We start from the raw sequence: 17,775 nt of genomic DNA on the forward strand, positions 1-17,775 counted from the left end.
TCCGGCACGTACGCTGTGCCGGGTGCAGTTGCAGCAGCTCGCCTACTTCGTCGCGGTCGCGGAGGTCCGCCACTTCACGCAGGCCGCCGAGATCCTGCGGGTGGCGCAGCCGTCCCTGTCCAAGCAGATCCGCGCCCTGGAGGGCGAGCTGAACGTCTCGCTGTTCAGCCGGGCCCGGGGGAACATCGCGCTGACGCCCGCCGGCGAGGCGCTGCTGCCGCTCGCGAAGCGGATCCTCGCGGACGTCGAGACGGCCCGGCTGGAAGTGCAGGAGCTGGCGGGCCTGAAACGCGGGCGGGTGCGGCTCGGCGCCACGCCGTCGCTGTGCGCGGGCCTCCTCGCGGACGTCCTGCGCCGCTTCCACGACACCTATCCGGGGATCCAGCTCATCGTCGAGGAGGGCGGGTCGCGCGACCTCGTCCGGGAACTGACCCGGGGGTCCCTGGACCTGGCGCTGGTCATCCTCCCCCTGCACGGCGATCCGCCGCTGGACACGGTTCCGATACTGCGCGAGTACCTCGTGGTGGCCTCTCCGGCGGGCCCCGACCGGAAGGACGCGGAGCGCGCGGCCAAGACGGCCCAGTTGCCGCGCCGCTCCTTCCTGCGGATCGAGGATCTGCGGAACCGCCCGCTGGTGATGTTCCGTCCGGGATACGACCTGCGGGAGGCGACGATCAGCGCGTGCCGGGCCGCCGGGTTCGAGCCGAGGTTCGCGGTCGAGGGCGGCGAGATGGACGCCGTGCTGCGGTTCGTCGAGGTCGGGCTGGGGGTCGCGGTCGTCCCGAGCATGGTCCTCGCCGGACGGCCCGGCCTGCGCGGCACGCCGCTCGTCCTGCCCGACGAGGAGGCGCGGCGCGGCCGCCACGGCCCCGGCCTGCTCCGGACGGTCGCCCTCGCCCACCGCAAGGACGTCGAACTCACCCACGCGGCGCGCGCGTTCCAGGAGACCCTGCAGACGTTCCTCGTCGAAGCGGGCCTCGCCGGAAGCCTCCCCGCCGGGGTCGAGACCCTCGTCGGCGGCTAGACCTTGCTCGGCTCGGGAATCCGCGGCGTCTCCGAGCGCGTCCGTCCGATGGACATCGACATTCCCGCCGCGAACAGGCACAGCACCGCCGCGCCCCACCACGCGAGCGTGTAGGAGCCGAGCGATGTGCGCAGGACGCCCGCGACCGTGGCGGCCACGGCCGCGCCGAGTTGGTGCGCCGTGAACACCCACCCGAAGACGATGGTGCCTTCGGTCGGCCCGAACACCTCGCGGCACAACGCGATCGTCGGCGGGACGGTCGCGACCCAGTCCAGCCCGTAGAAGATGACGAACACGAGCATGCTCGGATGGGGCGAGTCGGCGAACAGCATCGGCAGGACGAGCAGCGACAGCCCGCGCAGGGCGTAGTACCAGCCGAGCAGCTTGCGGCTGTCGAGCCGGTCGGTGAACCAGCCGGACGCGATCGTCCCGACGATGTCGAACACGCCGACCAGGGCGAGCAGGCTCGCCGCCGTCGTCTCGGCCATGCCGTGGTCGTGCGCGGCGGGGATGAAATGGGTCCCGACCAGCCCGTTCGTCGAGGCCCCGCAGATGAAGAAGCCGCCCGCCAGCAGCCAGAACGCCTTCGTCCTGGACGCCTTCGACAACGCGCGCAGGGCCGTCCTGGCGGCGTCCCGGTTCCGGGGCGGATCGGGCTCCGCGACCGTCGCGCCGTAGGGGAGCAGCCCCACGTCCGACGGCCGCTCCCGCAGCACCAGCACGATCAGCGGGACCACCGCCAGTGCGGCCCCGCCCACGGTCAGCGACGCGGAGCGCCAGCCGAACTCGTCCACGAGCCACGCCAGCAGCGGCAGGAACACGAGCTGCCCGGCCGCGCCGCCCGCGGTGAGCACGCCGACGACGAGCCCGCGGTGCCGGACGAACCACCGTCCGGTGACGGTCGCGGCGAACACCATCGCCATCGACCCCGTGCCGAGCCCCACCAGCACGCCCCAGCACAGGACGAGCTGCCACGACGCCGACATGAACACCGTCAGCCCGCTGCCCGCCGCGACCAGCACCAGCGCGACGGCGGTGACCCGCCGCACCCCGAACCGGTCCATGAGCGCGGCCGCGAACGGCGCCGTCAGCCCGTACAGGACGAGGTTGACCGACACGGCCGCCGACGTCGTCGCCCGCGACCAGCCGAACTCGTCCTGCAACGGCACGATCAGCACGCCGGGCGTGGCCCGGAACCCCGCCGCCCCCACCAGCGCCACGAACGCGACGGCCGCGACGAACCAGGCCCGATGAACTCGTTTGATCACCCGGCCACTCTGCGTCCTCCCCGCCCCCTAGGAAAAGTGGCAAGAATGCCATTCACCACAAACATCCGGCCATCCCTTCAGGGGTCATGGGGTGAGGAGGGCTTTCAGGAGGGCGGCGCGGCGGGGGTCGTCGGTCTCGGGCGGGTGCCAGGTGCAGGCCACGTCGAGGGCGGCCACGCGGCCGGTGGCGAGGACGCGGCGGGCGGAGGCGACCACGGCGTCCGTCGACGGGCCGCCGCCCACCGGGAACTTGATGCCGGGGAGTTCGGCCTCGTCGATGACGTCGAGGTCGATGTGCAGGAGGAGCGGGCCGTCCGGGAGGACGATGTCGCCCACCGGGCAGCGGCGGACCTTCGCGGTGGCCAGGTACTCCGCCTCGGCGGGGTCGAGGTCGCGGGCGTCGACCAGGACGGCGCGCTCCTCGGGCAGCGGGCGGAACCCCAGCCGGTCGGCGAGCAGCTCCGGGTGGTCGCCGAGGATCTGGCGCAGCGACATCCCGCCGATGTAGCCGGACGTCGAGCTCTCCAGCGAGTGGATGTCGCCGTGCGCGTCGTACCAGACGACGGACGGGTCCACCCCGGCCTTCTGCAGCCCGGCGAGGACGGCCTGGGCGGTCATGCAGTCGCCCGACACGACCGTGGGCCGCGTCCCGCCGCCGACCTGGGCGGCGACCTCGGCGGACACCGGTCCGTAGAGGGCGGCGAGACGCGTCCAGACGTCGCCGTCCGGCAGCGGACGGGTCACCTGGACGACGTCGGCGCCGGGCAGCGGGAACGTCGCGTCGGGGAGGCGTTCGTCGTGGTGGTAGGGGACCAGGGTGATCGTCATGCGATCACAGTAGAAGATCGCGTCAGCGCTTCCTCCCGCCCGCCGTGGCCTTCAGGTAGTCGTGGTTGAGGCGGCCGATGACGTCCAGCGGGATGCCCTTCGGGCAGGCGGCGGTGCACTCGCCGGTGTTGGTGCAGCCGCCGAAGCCCTCCGCGTCGTGGGTGTCCAGCATGGACACGACGCGGTCCCAGCGCTCCGGCTGCCCCTGCGGCATCAGCCCGAGGTGGGTGACCTTCGCGCCGAGGAACAGGGCGGCCGAGCCGTTCGGGCAGGCCGCGACGCACGCGCCGCAGCCGATGCACTCGGCGGCCTCGAACGCCTGGTCGGCGTCCGGCTTCGGGACGGGCGTCGAGTGCGCCTCCGGCGCGGTGCCGGTCGGGGCGGTGATGTAGCCGCCCGCCTGGATGATCCGGTCGAACGCGGACCGGTCGACGACCAGGTCCTTCACCACCGGGAACGCGGCGGCGCGCCACGGCTCGACGTCGATGACCTCGCCGTCCTTGAACTTGCGCATGTGGAGCTGGCAGGTCGTGGTGGCGCGCTCCGGGCCGTGCGGGGTGCCGTTGATGACGAGGGAGCACATGCCGCAGATGCCCTCGCGGCAGTCGTGGTCGAACGCCACCGGGTCCTCGCCGGACGCGATGAGCTTCTCGTTGAGGACGTCCAGCATCTCCAGGAACGACGCGTCGGGGGAGATGTCGTCGAGCTCGTACTCGACCATCGCGCCCTTGTCCTCGGGACGGCGCTGGCGCCAGACGCGCAGTGTGAGCTTCATTATTTGTACGACCTCTGGGTCGGCTTGACGTATTCGAATTCGAGGGCCTCCTTGTGGAGGACGGGCCGTCCGCCCTCACCGGCCCATTCCCAGGCGGCGACGTAGGAGAAGTTGTCGTCGTCGCGCTTGGCCTCGCCGTCGTCGTCCTGGCTCTCGGCGCGGAAATGGCCGCCGCAGGACTCGGTGCGGTGCAGCGCGTCGATCACCATCAGCTCGGCCAGCTCGAAGAAGTCGGCGACGCGGCCCGCCTTCTCCAGCTGCTGGTTCAGCTCCTCGCCCGTGCCGGTGACCTTGACGCGCGTCCAGAACTCCTTGCGCAGTTCGGGGATGAGGGCGAGCGCCTTGCGCAGCCCCTCCTCGGTGCGCTCCATTCCGCAGTACTCCCACATGATGTGGCCGAGTTCGCGGTGGAAGGAGTCGACGGAGCGGTCACCGTCGATCGACAGCAGTTTCTCGATGCGGGTGCGGACCCTTTCCTCCGCCTCCGCGACGGCGGTCTCGGCGACCGGGCCGAGGGCGTTGCGGGCGATGTAGTCGCCGATGGTGTTCGGCAGGACGAAGTAGCCGTCCGCCAGGCCCTGCATCAGCGCGGACGCGCCGAGCCGGTTCGCGCCGTGGTCGGAGAAGTTCGCCTCCCCGATGACGAACAGCCCCGGGATGGTCGACTCCAGGTCGTAGTCCACCCACAGCCCGCCCATCGTGTAATGGACGGCCGGGTAAATGCGCATCGGCGTGTCGTAGGGGTTTTCGCCGGTGATGCGCTCGTACATCTCGAAGAGGTTGCCGTATTTGGCTTCGACCTTGTCGCGGCCGAGCCGGTCGATGGCGTCGGCGAAGTCGAGGTAGACGCCGAGCCCGCCGGGGCCGACGCCGCGCCCTTCGTCGCACACGTTCTTCGCGGCCCGGGACGCGATGTCGCGCGGCACGAGGTTCCCGAACGACGGGTAGATGCGCTCCAGGTAGTAGTCGCGCTCGTCCTCGGGAATGTCGGCGGGCTTGCGCTTGTCGCCCGCCTTCTTCGGCACCCAGACGCGGCCGTCGTTGCGCAGCGACTCCGACATGAGCGTCAGTTTCGACTGGTGGTCGCCGCTCACCGGAATGCACGTCGGGTGGATCTGCGTGTAGCACGGATTGGCGAAGAGCGCGCCGTGCCGGTGCGCCCGCCACGACGCGGTGACGTTCGACCCCATCGCGTTGGTCGACAGGAAGTACACGTTGCCGTAGCCGCCGGACGCGAGCACGACCGCGTCCGCCGTGTGGTGCTTGATCTCGCCGTTGATCAGGTTCCGGACGACGACTCCGCGCGCCCGCCCGTCCTCCATGATCAGGTCGAGCATCTCGTGCCGCGGGTACAGCTCCACGTTCCCGGCCTCGACCTGCCGCATCAGCGCCTGGTACGCGCCGAGCAGGAGCTGCTGCCCGGTCTGGCCGCGGGCGTAGAAGGTGCGGGAGACCTGCGTCCCGCCGAAGGAGCGGTTGTCGAGCAGGCCGCCGTACTCGCGGGCGAACGGGACGCCCTGCGCGACGCACTGGTCGATGATGTTCCGCGAGATGTCGGCGAGCCGGTACACGTTCGACTCCCGGGACCGGAAGTCGCCGCCCTTCACCGTCTCGTAGAACAGCCGGTACACGCTGTCGCCGTCGTTGCGGTAGTTCTTCGCGGCGTTGATCCCGCCCTGCGCGGCGATCGAGTGCGCGCGGCGCGGCGAGTCCTGGAAGCAGAACTGGACGACGTGGTACCCGGCCTCGCCGAGCGTCGCCCCGGCCGACCCGCCGGCCAGGCCGGTGCCGATGATGATGATCTTCTTCTTGCGCTTGTTGGCCGGGTTGACCTGCTTGGCCTCGAACTTGCGGGTCGTCCAGCGGTCCTCGATCGGGCCCTTCGGCGCCTTCGCGTCGACGATCGGCGCACCGGAGTCGTAGAAGTCGTCGTACATGATCAGCTCACCCACCCGAACGTGATGGACAGGGGGACGGACACGAAGCCCAGCGTCACCAGCGCGGCGACCGTCCCCGCGAGGCCGCGCAGCGCCCGCTCGCGCCGCGGCGTGCGCAGGCCGAGCGTCTGGAACGCGCTCCAGATGCCGTGGTTGAGGTGCAGGCCGACGAGCACGATCGCGGCGACGTACCAGACCGTGATGTACCAGCGGGACGGGTCGAAGTCGGCGACCATGCGCTCGTAGGGGGTGGCGTCGGCGCCCTTGGGGTTGACGACGAAGAACGTGAGGTCCAGCAGGTGCCAGACGACGTAGACGGCGATGATGACGCCGCCGTAGCGCATCGTGCGGGCGGCGTAGCCCTGCGCGTGCGACTTCTTCCTCGCCTGGTACTTCACCGGCCGCGCCGCGGAGGCGCGGCGCGCGAGCGACACCGCCGACCACATGTGCAGGACGACCGACACGCCCAGCACCACCTCGATGAGCGTCAGCACCGTCCGGCGCGGCACCGCGGGCTCGCCCATCGTGCGCAGCCACTCCGCGTAGTGGTTGAAGTCCTCCGCGCCCAGGAAGATCTTCAGGTTCCCCACCATGTGCGCGACGAGGTACAGCACGAGGACGCCGCCGGTCACGGCCATGACGGCCTTCTTGCCGACGGTCGTCCGATAGATCGCAGGTATCGCTACAGCCACGACCCGCACGTTAGGCACGGACGGTTCGATACTTCCAAGTCATCAGGACACTCGTTTCCATAGCCGCGAACTATGAACGCAAGTAGAAGGGACTTTGGTCCCGAATCGGACTTCCCGCAGGTGAGAGACCTCACAAGCGGTCATGGAACTCCTGTTGAGCGTGACGCAGGAGACATTGACGGCGCCGCGCGGCGGTGTCAGCGGGGGGTGGGGGCGTCCGGCTCGTGGGAGAGGAGGAGGACGGCGAGGTCGTCGGCGAGGACGTCGCCGTTGAGCCGCTCCACCTCGGTGACCAGCTCGTCGATGAGGCCGCGGCCGGTGGCGCCGGAGGCGCGGGCGGTGCGGGCCAGCGCGACGAGGCCGTCCGTGCCGAGGCGGTCGGAGCTCTGGCCGACGCGTCCCTCGATCAGCCCGTCGGTGTAGAGCATCAGGCCCCAGGACGCGCCGAGGTCGATCTCGGTGGTCGGCCACTCCGCGCCGGGCACGAGGCCGAGCGCGGGGCCGTGCGCGTACTCGGGCAGCGCGGTGACCTCGGAGCCGCCCGGGCCGTCGCGGAACAGCAGCGGGGCCGGGTGCCCGGCGAGGTGCATCCGCGCGGTCCGCCGGGACGGCGCGATCGTGATCATGCAGAGCGTGGTGAAGATCTCCTCGCTGCGCCGCTCGTGCCCGAGGACGGTGTCGAGCGTGCCGAGGAGCTGGTCGCCGGTGTGCCCGGCGAGGACGAGCGTCCGCCACGCCATCCGGAGCTGGACGCCGAGCGCCGCCTCGTCCGGGCCGTGCCCGGCCACGTCCCCGATCATCAGGTGGACGGCGCCGCCCTCGGTCTGCACGGTGTCGTAGAAGTCGCCGCCGAGCAGCGCGCGCCGCCGGCCGGGCCGGTAGCGGGTGTGGTGGCGCAGCGCGGGGTCGTCGATCAGCGGGACGGGCAGCAGGCCGCGCTCCAGCCGGGCGTTCTCGCGGCCGAGGATGCGGGCCTCCACGAGTCGGCGCTCGGTGTCCTCCGAGCGCTTGCGCTCGATCGCGTAGCGGACGGCGCGGGCCAGCAGCGGCGCGTCGACCTCCTGCTTGACCAGGTAGTCCTCGGCGCCGGCGGCGACCGCGCGGACGCCGAGGTGGGCGTCGTCCAGACCGGTCAGGACGACCACGGCGGCGGCGCCGGACATCGCGAGCACCTCGCGCAGCCCGTCCAGCCGGTCGATGCCGGGGGTGGACAGGTCGACGATGATGCACTGGACCCGCCGGGTCAGCGCGCGGCGCGCCGCGGCGAGGTCGGCGGCCACGGTGATCGCCGCGTCCATCCCGCTCTCGGCGAGCATCTTCTCGACCATGCGGACGTCGGCGGGGTCGTCGTCGATGAGGAGCAGGTCGACCCTGTCCTCGGTGCCCGGTGCGAAGGGGCGCGTCTGATGGCTGATGGTGCTCACAAGGCTTCCGCGAAGTCGGGCTGTCGACGGCACTGGCAACGGCCGGGCGTCCCGCGCTTATTCCCGCGGCTGGTACTGCGGCCGCGGGGGAGCGGTACAGGCCGCGCCGGGGGAGCGGCGTTGGCCTGGCCGCCGGGGTCCCGGCTCAAGGAGCGGATGATCACCGCTCCGTCGGTTCGAGCCTAGCGTGTCCCGGCGGCCGGACGCACCCCTGGAACGCGTCCGCGGGCCGGTTTCCGGACGGGCCGGAACGCATCCGCGCAGGCGAAAAACCAGTCGAACTCCGGACGTTCGGCTGCATAACCTTCGTCGAGTGAAGTCGTTGCCGGAGAAAGATCCTGGCAGTCCCGGCCACGCCGTCCGAGGGGGGAGCACCCCCCGCTCCGCCCACCGCGGATCCCCCGCCCGATACCTGCTGTGGCTGCTGCGCGTCCAATGGCGCAGCTGCGCCGCCGGAGCGGCGCTCGGCGTGGTCTGGATGCTCAGCCAGGCGCTCATGCCCGCCGCGCTCGGCCGCGCCATCGGCGACGGCGTCGCGGCGCGGGACGAGCGCGCCCTGCTCGGATGGGCGGGCGCGCTGCTCGCCCTCGGCGTCGCGCAGGCGGTGAGCGGGGCCTTCCGGCACCGGCTCGCCGTGTACAACTTCCTGGCCGCCGCGTACCGGACGATCCAGGTCGTCACCCGCCAGTCGACCCGGCTCGGCGGGACGCTGCCGAAGCGGCTGAGCGCGGGCGAGGTGGTCAGCATCGGGCTGTCGGACGTCGGGCACGTCGGCGACGCCCTCGACATCGTCTCGCGCGGGACGGGCGCCGTCGTCGCGATCGTCGCGGTGGCGGGCATCCTGCTGTCGACGTCGCCGCCGCTCGGGCTGATCGTGCTGGTGGGCGTCCCGGTGATCCTGGCGGTCGCGGCGCCGCTGCTGCGCCCGTACCGCGACCGCGAGCTGGAGCACCGCGAGCTGGTCGGCGAGCTGACCACGCACGCCACCGACGTCGTCGCGGGCCTGCGGGTGCTGCGCGGCATCGGCGGCGAGGCGCTGTTCTCCGGCCGGTACCGGGCCGAGTCGCAGCGGGTGCGCGCGGCCGGGGTGGCGGCGGCGCGGGCCGAGACGCGGATGAACGCCGCCGAGGTGCTGCTGCCCGGCCTGCTGATCGCGCTCGTCACCTGGGTCGGCGCCCGGTTCGCCGCGCGGGGGACGATCGGCGTCGGCGAGCTGGTCTCGTTCTACGGGTACGCGGTGTTCCTGATCGTCCCGCTGAAGACGCTCGGCGAGGCCGCCGGGAAGATCACCAAGGGCCTGGTGGCGGCGGGCCGGGTGACGACGCTGCTGTCGCTCGACCCCGAGCTGCCGGACGCCGGGACCGTCCGTCCGGCGGCGGACGCCGAGCTGGTCGACATCGCGTCCGGGCTGGTCGTGCGGCCGGGCCGGGTCACCGCGGTGGCCGCGGCCGACCCCCGGGACGCGCAGGCCGTCGCCGACCGGCTCGGCCGGTACGCGCCCGGCGAGGTCGACTTCGGCGGCGTCCCGCTGCACGAGGTCGCGGACGTCCGGGCGCGCGTCCTGGTCGCGGTGAACGAGGACCGGCTGTTCTCCGGGCCGCTGCGCGAGTGCCTCGCGCCGGACGGCGACGAGGCGGCGCTGCGGGCGGCCGTCCGCGCCGCGTGCGCCGAGGACGTCGTCGCCTCCGTCGGGCTGGACGCGCACGTCGCCGAGGCGGGCCGCGAGTTCTCCGGCGGGCAGCAGCAGCGGCTCCGCCTGGCGCGGGCGCTCGTCGCCGACCCGGACGTCCTGGTCCTGGTCGAGCCGACCAGCGCGGTGGACGCGCACACCGAGGCGCGCATCGCCGAAAGGCTCGGCCCGGCGCGCGCGGGACGCACCACCGTGGTCTGCACGACGAGCCCGCTCGTCCTGGACCGTGCCGACCACGTCGTGTTCCTCCGCGACGGCAAGGTCGTCGCGGAGGGGACGCACCGCGACCTGCTGGCGAGCGAACCCCGCTACGAGGCCACGGTCACCCGGGGCGAGACCACCACGACCCAGAAGACGAGTACGGAGAGGGCGGGGACGTGAGCGCCGAGACGCTGCCGGTCGCGAGTCCGGCGCAGGTCCGCGCGTACGCGCGGCGGCTCGTCGTGCGGCATCCGCGGCACCTCGCCGCGGTGCTCGGCCTGCACGCGCTCGCCGCCGTGACGGGCCTCGTCACGCCGCGGCTGCTCGGCGCGCTCGTCGAGGACGTCCGGGACGGCCGCGCCGCCATCGACACGACCGGCCTCGCGATCGCCGCGTTCGTGATCGTCCAGGGCGTGCTGACCCGGTACGCCTACCTGGAGTCCGCGCGGCTCGGCGAGCGGGTGCTCGCCGAGCTGCGGGAGGAGTTCGTCGACCGCGTCCTCGCGCTGCCGCTGTCGCGGGTCGAGCGGGCGGGCACCGGCGACCTCGTCACCCGCGCGTCCCGGGACGTGGACACGCTGAGCACGTCCGTCCGGTACGCCATGCCGGAGACGCTGGTCGCGCTGGTCGTGAGCGGCTTCACGGTCGGGGCGCTGCTGCTGAACGGCCCGCTGGTGGCGCTGCCCGCGCTGGTCGCCGTCCCGCTGCTGTGGGGGGTGATGCGCTGGTACCTGCCCCGCGCGCACGGCGGCTACCTGCGCGAGAACGCCTCCTGGTCGCGGATCGCGGACGGGCTGACCGAGACCGTCCAGGGCGCGCGGACGGTCGAGGCGCTCGGCCTCGCCGACCGCCGCCACGCCCGCGGCGACGCCGACATCGCGGACTCCTACAAGGTCGAGCGGTACACGCTGCGCCTGCGCACGGTGCTGTTCCCCGTCGCGGAGATATCGTTCGTGCTGCCCGTCGTGACGACGCTGGTCGTCGGCGGCTACCTCTACATGCACGACATGGCGACGCTGGCCCAGGTGACGGCCGCGACCCTGTACGCCCAGCAGCTGATCGAGCCGGTGGACACGGTGCTGTCCTGGCTGGACGAACTGCAACTCGGCGGCGCCTCCCTCGCCCGCCTGCTCGGAGTGGGGGAGGTCCCGCCCGACCGGGCGGCCAACGGGGGGCGGAAGGCGTCGGGGGAGCGGTTGACGGCGCGGGACGTGCGGTACGCCTACCGGCCGGGGCAGGACGTCCTGCACGGCGTCGACCTCGACCTGAGACCCGGCGAGCGGCTCGCGATGGTCGGGCCGAGCGGGGCGGGCAAGTCCACGCTCGGCCGCCTCCTCGCCGGGGTCGACGGCCCGCGCTCGGGCGCCGTCACCGTCGGCGGCGTGCCGCTGGTCGAGCTGCCCCTGGACGACCTGCGCGGCCATGTCGCGCTCGTCACCCAGGAGCACCACGTGTTCCGCGGCACGCTCCGCGAGAACCTCGTGATGGCGCGGCCGGGCGCGTCCGACGCGGAGGTCGAGCGGGTCCTCGCGGCGGTCGACTGGGACGGCCCCGGCCTCGACGCCGCCGTCGGGTCCGGCGGCGAGACGCTGTCGCCCGCGCAGGCGCAGCAGCTCGCGCTGGCGCGGCTCGTCCTCGCCGACCCGCACACGCTCGTCCTGGACGAGGCGACGTCCCTGCTCGACCCGCGCGCCGCGCGCCGGCTAGAGCGCTCGCTCGCCGCCGTCCTGGACGGCCGGACCGTCGTCGCGATCGCGCACCGGCTGCACACCGCGCACGACGCCGACCGCGTCGCCGTGGTCGAGGACGGCCGGATCACCGAGCTCGGCACCCACGACGAGCTGATCGCCGCGGACGGCTCCTACGCCGCGCTCTGGCGCTCCTGGCACGGCGCCTGAGCGCGGCGGCCCCCCGCCCCGCTCAGCCGCCGGACAGGCGCAGGAAGTCGCTCACCCCGATCGCCCCGAGGATCGGCCGGACGGCGGCGGGCACCGCCCGCCGCGTCTCGTCGTGGACGATCCGCGGGTCGGTCAGGCGGATCCGCTCGCCCCGCGTCACCAGGTCGCAGCCGCCCGCCGCGACGACGTTGCGCACCCAGTCCGACTCCGGGCCGTAGGTGAGCGCGGCGACGTAGCCGCCGGGCGCGCGGAAGACGTTGATCGGCGTCCGGTACACGCGCCCGGTCCGGCGCCCCTTGTGCAGGACGATCCCGAACCCGGGCAGGCGCGCCGCGAACGGACTGGTCACCCTGTTGGTCGCCACCCGGTTGACACGGGCCACGAATCCCGGGATCGGCACGGCCATCACCCTTTCGGAGATCGAAGCGAGGCTCAGCGCGCCAGCGCGTTCTTCAGGAAGTCGACCTGCAGGTGGAGGAGGTTCTCCGCGACGACCTCCTGCGACGTCATGTGCGTGACGCCCGACAGCGGCAGCACGGTGTGCGGGCGCCCGGCCGCGAGCAGCGCCGACGACAGCCGGAGCGTGTGCGCCGCGACGACGTTGTCGTCCGCCAGCCCGTGGATGACCATCAGCGGCCGCTTCAGCTCCCCCGCCATCCCGATCAGCGAGTTCGCCTCGTAGTTCTCCGGCTCCTCGTCGGGGTGGCCGAGGTAGCGCTCGGTGTAGTGGGTGTCGTACAGGCGCCAGTCGGTGGGCGGGGCCCCGGCGACGGCGGCGTGGAAGACGTCCGGGCGGCGCAGCACCGCGAGCGCGGCGAGCCAGCCGCCGAACGACCAGCCGCGGATGCCGACCCGGTCCAGGTCGAACGCGGCCGGGTTGCGGCGGGCCGCCTCGATCAGGGCGGTGATCTGGTCGTCCAGGACGGGTTCCACGAAGTCGCCGCGGATCGCGCGGTCCCACGCCGGACCGCGGCCGGGGGTGCCGCGGCCGTCCGCGATCACCACGGCGAAGCCCTGGTCGGCGAGCCACTGCGGCTCGCAGTACATCCGCTGGACGGCGAGCACCCGCTGCGCACCCGGCCCGCCGTAGGGGTCGACGAGCACGGGCAGCTTCCCGTCGCCCGGCCGCCACCCGGACGGCAGCACCACGGCGGTGCGGATCTCGTTGTCGCCGGAGCGGAGCAGCTCCACCTTCGGCGTGATCACCGGGGTCTCCGCCAGCGAGGCGATCGGGTGCGTCCCGGCCGGCGTCCGCACCTCGACCTCCGAGCCCGGACGGTCCAGCCGAGCCCCCGACACGACGGTGATCTCGCCGGACCTGGTCCCGTTGAACACGCCCGCGCCCTCGGTCAGCCGCGTCACCTCGCCCCCCGCGACGGAGTAGAGGTGGACCTCGGTCGGCTCCTCCGAGCCGGTGAACAGGATCGAGTCGCCCTCCACGCCGAGGACCGACCGCACCTGGAGCCCGGCGGGCGTGACCGGCTCGCCCGCGACGGTCAGCCGCCGCGTCTCGGCCGCGCGGTCCTCGGTCACCCAGACGAGGTCGCCCGCGTCCGTCCGGGCGGGCAGCCCGGCGACGATCTCCGTCCAGTCGGGGTCGTGCTCGTTGTGCAGCAGCGCCGTCTCGCCGTTGGACGGGTCGACCCGCAGCACCCGCTGCGACCGCTGGTCCCGCGGCTGGACGACGATGAGCAGGCCGTGCCGGTCCCACGCGGCGGTGACGACGTAGGGGAACTCGCCCCGGTCCCAGGCGACGGCGACCCGGCCGCCCTCCACGGTGAACAGCACGAGCGACACCAGCGCGTTCGGGGTGCCCGCGCCCGGATAGGCGACCTCGGCCGGCACCGACTCCGGGTTCGCGGGGTCGGCGATGTGCCAGCGCTGCACGGGCGTCTCGTCGACGCGGGAGACGAGCAGCGTCCCGCCGTCCGGGGACCACCAGTGCCCCCGCATCCGGCCCATCTCCTCCGCCGCGACGAACTCGGCGAGGCCGTAGGACACCTGGGCGGACTCCGGCTGGACGAGCGCCCGGTCCCCCGTCCCGTCGATCTCGATGAGCCGCAGCGTCCGTCCGGACACGTAGGCGACGCGCCGCCCCGCCGGGTCGGGGCGCGGGTCGAACACCGGCGCCTGCGCGGGCAGGTCGCGGACGAGCCCCGTGTCGAGGTCGGCGACGTACAGCCGCCCGCCCAGGGTGAAGACGGCCTGCCGCATGGCCCGGTCGGTCGCGTAGCCGACGATGCCGCCCGCCTGCTCCCGCGCCCGCTCGCGGCGGGCCCGCTCCTCGGCGGGCAGGTTCTCCTCGCCCGGGACGTCGAGCCCCGCCGGGTCGGCGACGCAGCGCTCCTCCCCGGTGGCGGTGTCCAGCGTCCACAGGCAGGTCACGGGGTCGTCGCCCGCCCGCGTGCGCAGGAAGGCGACGCGCGTCCCGTCCGGGGCGATCTGGAAGGCGCGCGGGACGCCGAGGCTGAACCGTCGCGTGCGGGCGCTCTGCCGCGGATAGCTGATGCTCATGAAACCGAGTCTGCCAGGCCGGAACGGCGGCGCGCCGGGGCCCTCTGCCCCTATGATCACGGGTCGTCGCCGGGCGGCCGCGGAATGAGCGGTGCCCCCGTCCAGGCTCGCGTAAGCTCAAAGCTTCCCCAAGCACATTTCGTCACCGCGGCTGAGGAGTGGTCAATGCCGGAGCTGCAGCCGGGAGATCCCCGGCGGCTTGGCTCGTACGAGATCGTCGAGCGGCTCGGCGAAGGCGGCCAAGGCGTCGTCTACGCCGGGATCGACGCCTCCGGGAACAAGGCCGCCATCAAACTGCTGCGCGCCGACCTGGCCGCCGACACGATGGCGCGCAACAGGTTCGTCCGGGAGGCGCAGGCCGCCAAGCAGGTCGCGCGGTTCTGCACCGCGCAGGTCCTGGAGGCCGACGTCGCGGGCGACCAGCCCTACATCGCCAGCGAGTACGTGCCCGGGCCCTCCCTGTACGCGCAGGTCACCGAGAGCGGCCCGATCTCCGGCGCGGCGCTGGAGCGGCTCGCGATCGGCACCGCGACCGCGCTGGTCGCGATCCACCAGGCCGGGATCGTCCACCGCGACTTCAAGCCGCACAACGTCATCATGGCGCCGGACGGGCCGCGCGTGATCGACTTCGGCATCGCGCGGGCCTTCGACGCGGGCCAGACCAACGCGACCAAGGCGATCGGGACGCCGTCCTACATGGCGCCCGAGCAGGTCGCGGGCGCCACCCTCACCGAGGCCGTGGACGTGTGGGCCTGGGCCACCACGATGGTGTTCGCCGCGACCGGCCGCCCGCCGTTCGGCGACGACACCGTCGTCGCGGTGATCAACCGGGTGATGCACGAGCCGCCGTCGCTGGACGGCGTCCCGCCGGACCTGCACCGCCTGATCGCCGCCTGCCTGGTCAAGGAGCCGGAGCGGCGGCCGACCGCGCAGCAGCTCATGATGGCGCTGATCGGCAGCGGCCCGGGCGGCCCCGGCGCCGTCGGCGCCGCCGGAACCCTCGGGCAGACCCGGATGGACGACCCCGCCCAGGCGACCTCGATGCTCGCCGAGGGCTCGACGCTCGCCGCGGGCGGCCTGCCCGCCGCCGCGGCGGCCGCCGCCGGCGCCGGGGCGACCCGGCGGGTGTCGCCCGCCGACTACACCGGCAACCTGCCGCCCGCGCGTCCCCCGTACGGGGGCGGCCCCCCGCCGGGACGCGGCCGCTACGACGACTGGGAGCCCGAGCGCAAGTCCAAGTGGCCGATCCTCGCGGCCGTCGCCGCGATCGCCGCGCTCGCGATCATCGTCGGCGTCTTCGTGGCCACCCGGGACAACGGCTCGCCCACCACGCCGGTGACGCCGTCCATCAGCGACTCCCCGTCGGTCTCGGACACCCCGACCGAGGAGGAGCCCACCGAGCCGACGCCCACCCGCACGCGCACCCGCCAGAACACGCCCCCGCCTGACACGCCGACCCCCACGAACACCCCCACCGACGAGGGCACGCCGACGAACACCCCGACCGAGACGCCGACCGAGACCCCGACGACCGGCGGCACCGGCGGCAGCACCGGCGGACCGGGCGGCGGTGGCGGCGGCGGAGGCGGCGGCGGAGGCGGTGGCGGCACCGGAACGGGCGCCGGCGGCCTCGGCACCGGCGACTGATCGCGGCGCCGGACGACACGGCGGGCAGGGCGGTCGCCACCGGCGGTCCGTGCCCTGAGTAGGCTCGTTGACTATGAAGGAGCCGCGGATCCTGTTCGTCCATGCCCATCCGGACGACGAGTCCATCGGGACCGGGGCGACCATGGCCAAGTACGCAGCCGAGGGAGCCCACGTCGGACTCGTCACCTGCACGCTGGGCGAGGAGGGCGAGGTCATCCCCGAGGAGCTGCGCCACCTCGCGTCCGACAAGGAGGACCGCCTCGGCGAGCACCGCATCGGCGAGCTCGCCGCGGCGTGCGCGGCGCTCGGCGTCCGCGACCACCGCTTCCTCGGCGGGCCCGGGCGCTGGCGCGACTCCGGCATGATGGGCGCGCCGACGAACGACGACCCGCGCTGCTTCTGGCAGGCCGACGTCGACACCGCCGCCCGCGACCTCGTCCCCGTGATCAGGGAGCTGCGCCCGCACGTCATCGTCACCTACGACGAGCGGGGCAACTACGGCCACCCCGACCACATCCAGGCGCACCGCGTCGCGCGGCGCGCGTTCGAGCTCGCCGCCGACCCGTCCCACGAGGACGGCGCCGAGCCGTGGCGGGCCGCGAAGTTCTACGCCTACGCCACGCCGCGGACCGTCCTCGCCCGCGCCATCGCCGTGATGCGCGAGGCGAAGCTCCCCTTCGCCCGCGTCGCCGGACTGGACGAACTCGGCTCCGGCGTCCCCGACGGCCAGGTCACCACCGTCGTCGACGCCCGCGCCCACCTCCCCGCCAAACTCGCCGCGCTCCGCGCCCACCGCACCCAGATCACCGTCGCCCCCGAACAGGTCGGCCCGTTCTTCGCCCTGTCGAACAACCTCGGCCAACAAGCGTTCGGCACGGAGTACTTCATCCTCCAAACAGGCGAACCAGGCCCCCTAGGCCCAGGCCGCCGAGAGACAGACCTCTTGGCAGGGTTGTATTAACCCAGGGGGGCTGTGTTTTCCCAGGGGGGCGACCCCCTGGAACCCCCGTTGGTCGCGAGGGGCCGTTTCCCGTTCCGCGTTCGCGGCCCGGGAAACGGCCCCTCGCTCCTCGGGTCGGGCGACCTCCGGCCTTGGCGGCCTCCGGCCGCCCGACCCGCGCCCGTGGCTGGGCGATCTGTACACATGACCAGGGCGGGGCTTAGCTGTGCGCGGCCATGGCGGCCTCCGGCCGCCCGACCCGTGGCCTCGGCTGGGCTTGGTCGGGGGGTGGGGCGGGGCCGATACGCTGGCGGGGTGGACAAGGACGACGAGGCAGGGGTGAGCCTGGCCAAGGGCGAATCGGCGCCCGCCCCGGCCGGGCCGGACGGCGAGGGGCCGCTCGACGCGGTCGTGTCCGGCGCCGGTTACGCGGCGCTCGGGCTGCTCGGCGGCGTGGTCGGCCTGCTCGGCTCGTTCGCCCAGGGCTGGACGCCCTGGGACGTCCCGGTCGCGGCGGTCGCCCTGGTGGCCCTGGTGTTCGCCATGGTGCAGCTCGCGGGCCACGGCATGGGCGGACGAATCGGCGCGGCGGTCCCCGCCGTGGTCTGGGTCGTGGTGGTCCTGATCATGTCCATGCGCCGCCCCGAAGGCGACCTGGTCGTCCCAGGCACCCTCGCCGGATACGTCTACATCATCGGCGGCCTGGTAGCGGCAACGTTCGGAGTGATGCGCGTCCCCGCCGCCAACCCGCCCGGCCAATGGCTCCTAGGCAAGACCCCCCGCCCCCACAACAAGTAACCCCAGCCAAGGCCCCCACGGACAAGCCCGGCCATGGTCGCATGCGCAAATAGGCCCAGCCGAGGTTTAAGCCGCGTACAGATCAGCTCAGCCGGGGTCACGGTTCGTGCGGCCGGAGGGCGGCCACGCCCTCCGGCCA

The 17,775-nt window shown here is 73.5% G+C and carries 14 protein-coding genes; 6 read left to right on the plus strand and 8 right to left on the minus strand.

What is annotated here, in order from left to right; all coding sequences use genetic code 11:
• The first annotated feature begins 22 nt into the window (after positions 1 to 22).
• Positions 23 to 1,024, plus strand: a complete 1,002-nt coding sequence (locus tag ACH01S_RS38595; RefSeq protein ID WP_067904402.1) for a LysR family transcriptional regulator — start codon at positions 23 to 25, stop codon at positions 1,022 to 1,024.
• Here ACH01S_RS38595 and ACH01S_RS38600 read toward each other — a convergent pair.
• The 6 genes from ACH01S_RS38600 to ACH01S_RS38625 form a co-directional block, all read right to left on the minus strand.
• Positions 1,021 to 2,292 (minus strand): MFS transporter, encoded by a 1,272-nt coding sequence (locus ACH01S_RS38600; protein ID WP_370671601.1) that lies wholly within the window; start codon positions 2,290 to 2,292, stop codon positions 1,021 to 1,023. The genes ACH01S_RS38595 and ACH01S_RS38600 overlap by 4 nt on opposite strands.
• A gap of 84 nt (positions 2,293 to 2,376) precedes the next feature.
• Positions 2,377 to 3,120, minus strand: a complete 744-nt coding sequence (locus tag ACH01S_RS38605) for an arginase family protein (protein WP_067904407.1) — start codon at positions 3,118 to 3,120, stop codon at positions 2,377 to 2,379.
• A gap of 22 nt (positions 3,121 to 3,142) precedes the next feature.
• On the minus strand, positions 3,143 to 3,895 hold the full coding sequence (locus ACH01S_RS38610) for a succinate dehydrogenase/fumarate reductase iron-sulfur subunit (protein ID WP_067904411.1): 753 nt from the start codon (positions 3,893 to 3,895) through the stop codon (positions 3,143 to 3,145).
• Entirely contained in the window at positions 3,895 to 5,832 is a 1,938-nt protein-coding gene (locus ACH01S_RS38615) for a fumarate reductase/succinate dehydrogenase flavoprotein subunit (protein WP_067904413.1), read from the minus strand. The genes ACH01S_RS38610 and ACH01S_RS38615 overlap by 1 nt, the downstream gene beginning before the upstream one ends.
• A gap of 2 nt (positions 5,833 to 5,834) precedes the next feature.
• On the minus strand, positions 5,835 to 6,524 hold the full coding sequence (locus ACH01S_RS38620) for a succinate dehydrogenase cytochrome b subunit (RefSeq protein WP_067904441.1): 690 nt from the start codon (positions 6,522 to 6,524) through the stop codon (positions 5,835 to 5,837).
• A gap of 197 nt (positions 6,525 to 6,721) precedes the next feature.
• Entirely contained in the window at positions 6,722 to 7,948 is a 1,227-nt protein-coding gene (locus ACH01S_RS38625; protein ID WP_246236626.1) for a PP2C family protein-serine/threonine phosphatase, read from the minus strand.
• Positions 7,949 to 8,261: 313 nt separating this feature from the next.
• Here ACH01S_RS38625 and ACH01S_RS38630 point away from each other — a divergent pair, with 313 nt between their 5' ends.
• Together ACH01S_RS38630 and ACH01S_RS38635 are read left to right on the plus strand one after the other, a co-directional pair.
• Entirely contained in the window at positions 8,262 to 10,019 is a 1,758-nt protein-coding gene (locus ACH01S_RS38630) for an ABC transporter transmembrane domain-containing protein (RefSeq protein WP_246236627.1), read from the plus strand.
• Positions 10,016 to 11,737: an ABC transporter ATP-binding protein gene (locus ACH01S_RS38635; RefSeq protein ID WP_067904416.1), complete on the plus strand. Its 1,722-nt coding sequence runs from the start codon at positions 10,016 to 10,018 to the stop codon at positions 11,735 to 11,737. Before ACH01S_RS38630 ends, ACH01S_RS38635 begins: the two co-directional genes overlap by 4 nt.
• A 22-nt stretch (positions 11,738 to 11,759) precedes the next feature.
• Here ACH01S_RS38635 and ACH01S_RS38640 read toward each other — a convergent pair whose 3' ends face one another.
• Positions 11,760 to 12,137, minus strand: coding sequence for a nitroreductase family deazaflavin-dependent oxidoreductase (locus tag ACH01S_RS38640; protein WP_218010542.1), 378 nt, complete (start codon positions 12,135 to 12,137; stop codon positions 11,760 to 11,762).
• A gap of 32 nt (positions 12,138 to 12,169) precedes the next feature.
• Entirely contained in the window at positions 12,170 to 14,251 is a 2,082-nt protein-coding gene (locus tag ACH01S_RS38645) for a S9 family peptidase (RefSeq protein ID WP_067904421.1), read from the minus strand.
• 165 nt (positions 14,252 to 14,416) lie between these two features.
• Here ACH01S_RS38645 and ACH01S_RS38650 point away from each other — a divergent pair, with 165 nt between their 5' ends.
• The 3 genes from ACH01S_RS38650 (at position 14,417) to ACH01S_RS38660 (ending at position 17,636) form a co-directional block, all read left to right on the plus strand.
• On the plus strand, positions 14,417 to 15,898 hold the full coding sequence (locus ACH01S_RS38650) for a serine/threonine-protein kinase (RefSeq protein WP_067904423.1): 1,482 nt from the start codon (positions 14,417 to 14,419) through the stop codon (positions 15,896 to 15,898).
• Positions 15,899 to 15,971: 73 nt separating this feature from the next.
• Positions 15,972 to 16,859, plus strand: coding sequence for an N-acetyl-1-D-myo-inositol-2-amino-2-deoxy-alpha-D-glucopyranoside deacetylase (gene mshB / locus ACH01S_RS38655; protein WP_067904425.1), 888 nt, complete (start codon positions 15,972 to 15,974; stop codon positions 16,857 to 16,859).
• A 294-nt stretch (positions 16,860 to 17,153) separates the two neighbouring features.
• Complete coding sequence (locus ACH01S_RS38660; RefSeq protein WP_067904427.1) at positions 17,154 to 17,636, plus strand: DUF6113 family protein; 483 nt, start codon at positions 17,154 to 17,156, stop codon at positions 17,634 to 17,636.
• Positions 17,637 to 17,775 lie beyond the last annotated feature (139 nt).

It is taken from the genome of Actinomadura chibensis NBRC 106107, from assembly GCF_001552135.1.
In the GTDB taxonomy this organism is placed as follows: domain Bacteria; phylum Actinomycetota; class Actinomycetes; order Streptosporangiales; family Streptosporangiaceae; genus Spirillospora; species Spirillospora chibensis.

Excerpts from the sequence above, each read along its gene's own strand:
- ACH01S_RS38605 (WP_067904407.1), bottom strand. The coding sequence starts at position 3,120 with ATGACGATCACCCTGGTCCCCTACCACCACGACGAACGCCTCCCCGAC.
- ACH01S_RS38610 (WP_067904411.1), bottom strand. The coding sequence starts at position 3,895 with ATGAAGCTCACACTGCGCGTCTGGCGCCAGCGCCGTCCCGAGGACAAG.
- ACH01S_RS38615 (WP_067904413.1), bottom strand. The coding sequence starts at position 5,832 with ATGTACGACGACTTCTACGACTCCGGTGCGCCGATCGTCGACGCGAAG.
- ACH01S_RS38645 (WP_067904421.1), bottom strand. The coding sequence starts at position 14,251 with ATGAGCATCAGCTATCCGCGGCAGAGCGCCCGCACGCGACGGTTCAGC.
- ACH01S_RS38650 (WP_067904423.1), top strand. The coding sequence starts at position 14,417 with ATGCCGGAGCTGCAGCCGGGAGATCCCCGGCGGCTTGGCTCGTACGAG.
- mshB (WP_067904425.1), top strand. The coding sequence starts at position 15,972 with ATGAAGGAGCCGCGGATCCTGTTCGTCCATGCCCATCCGGACGACGAG.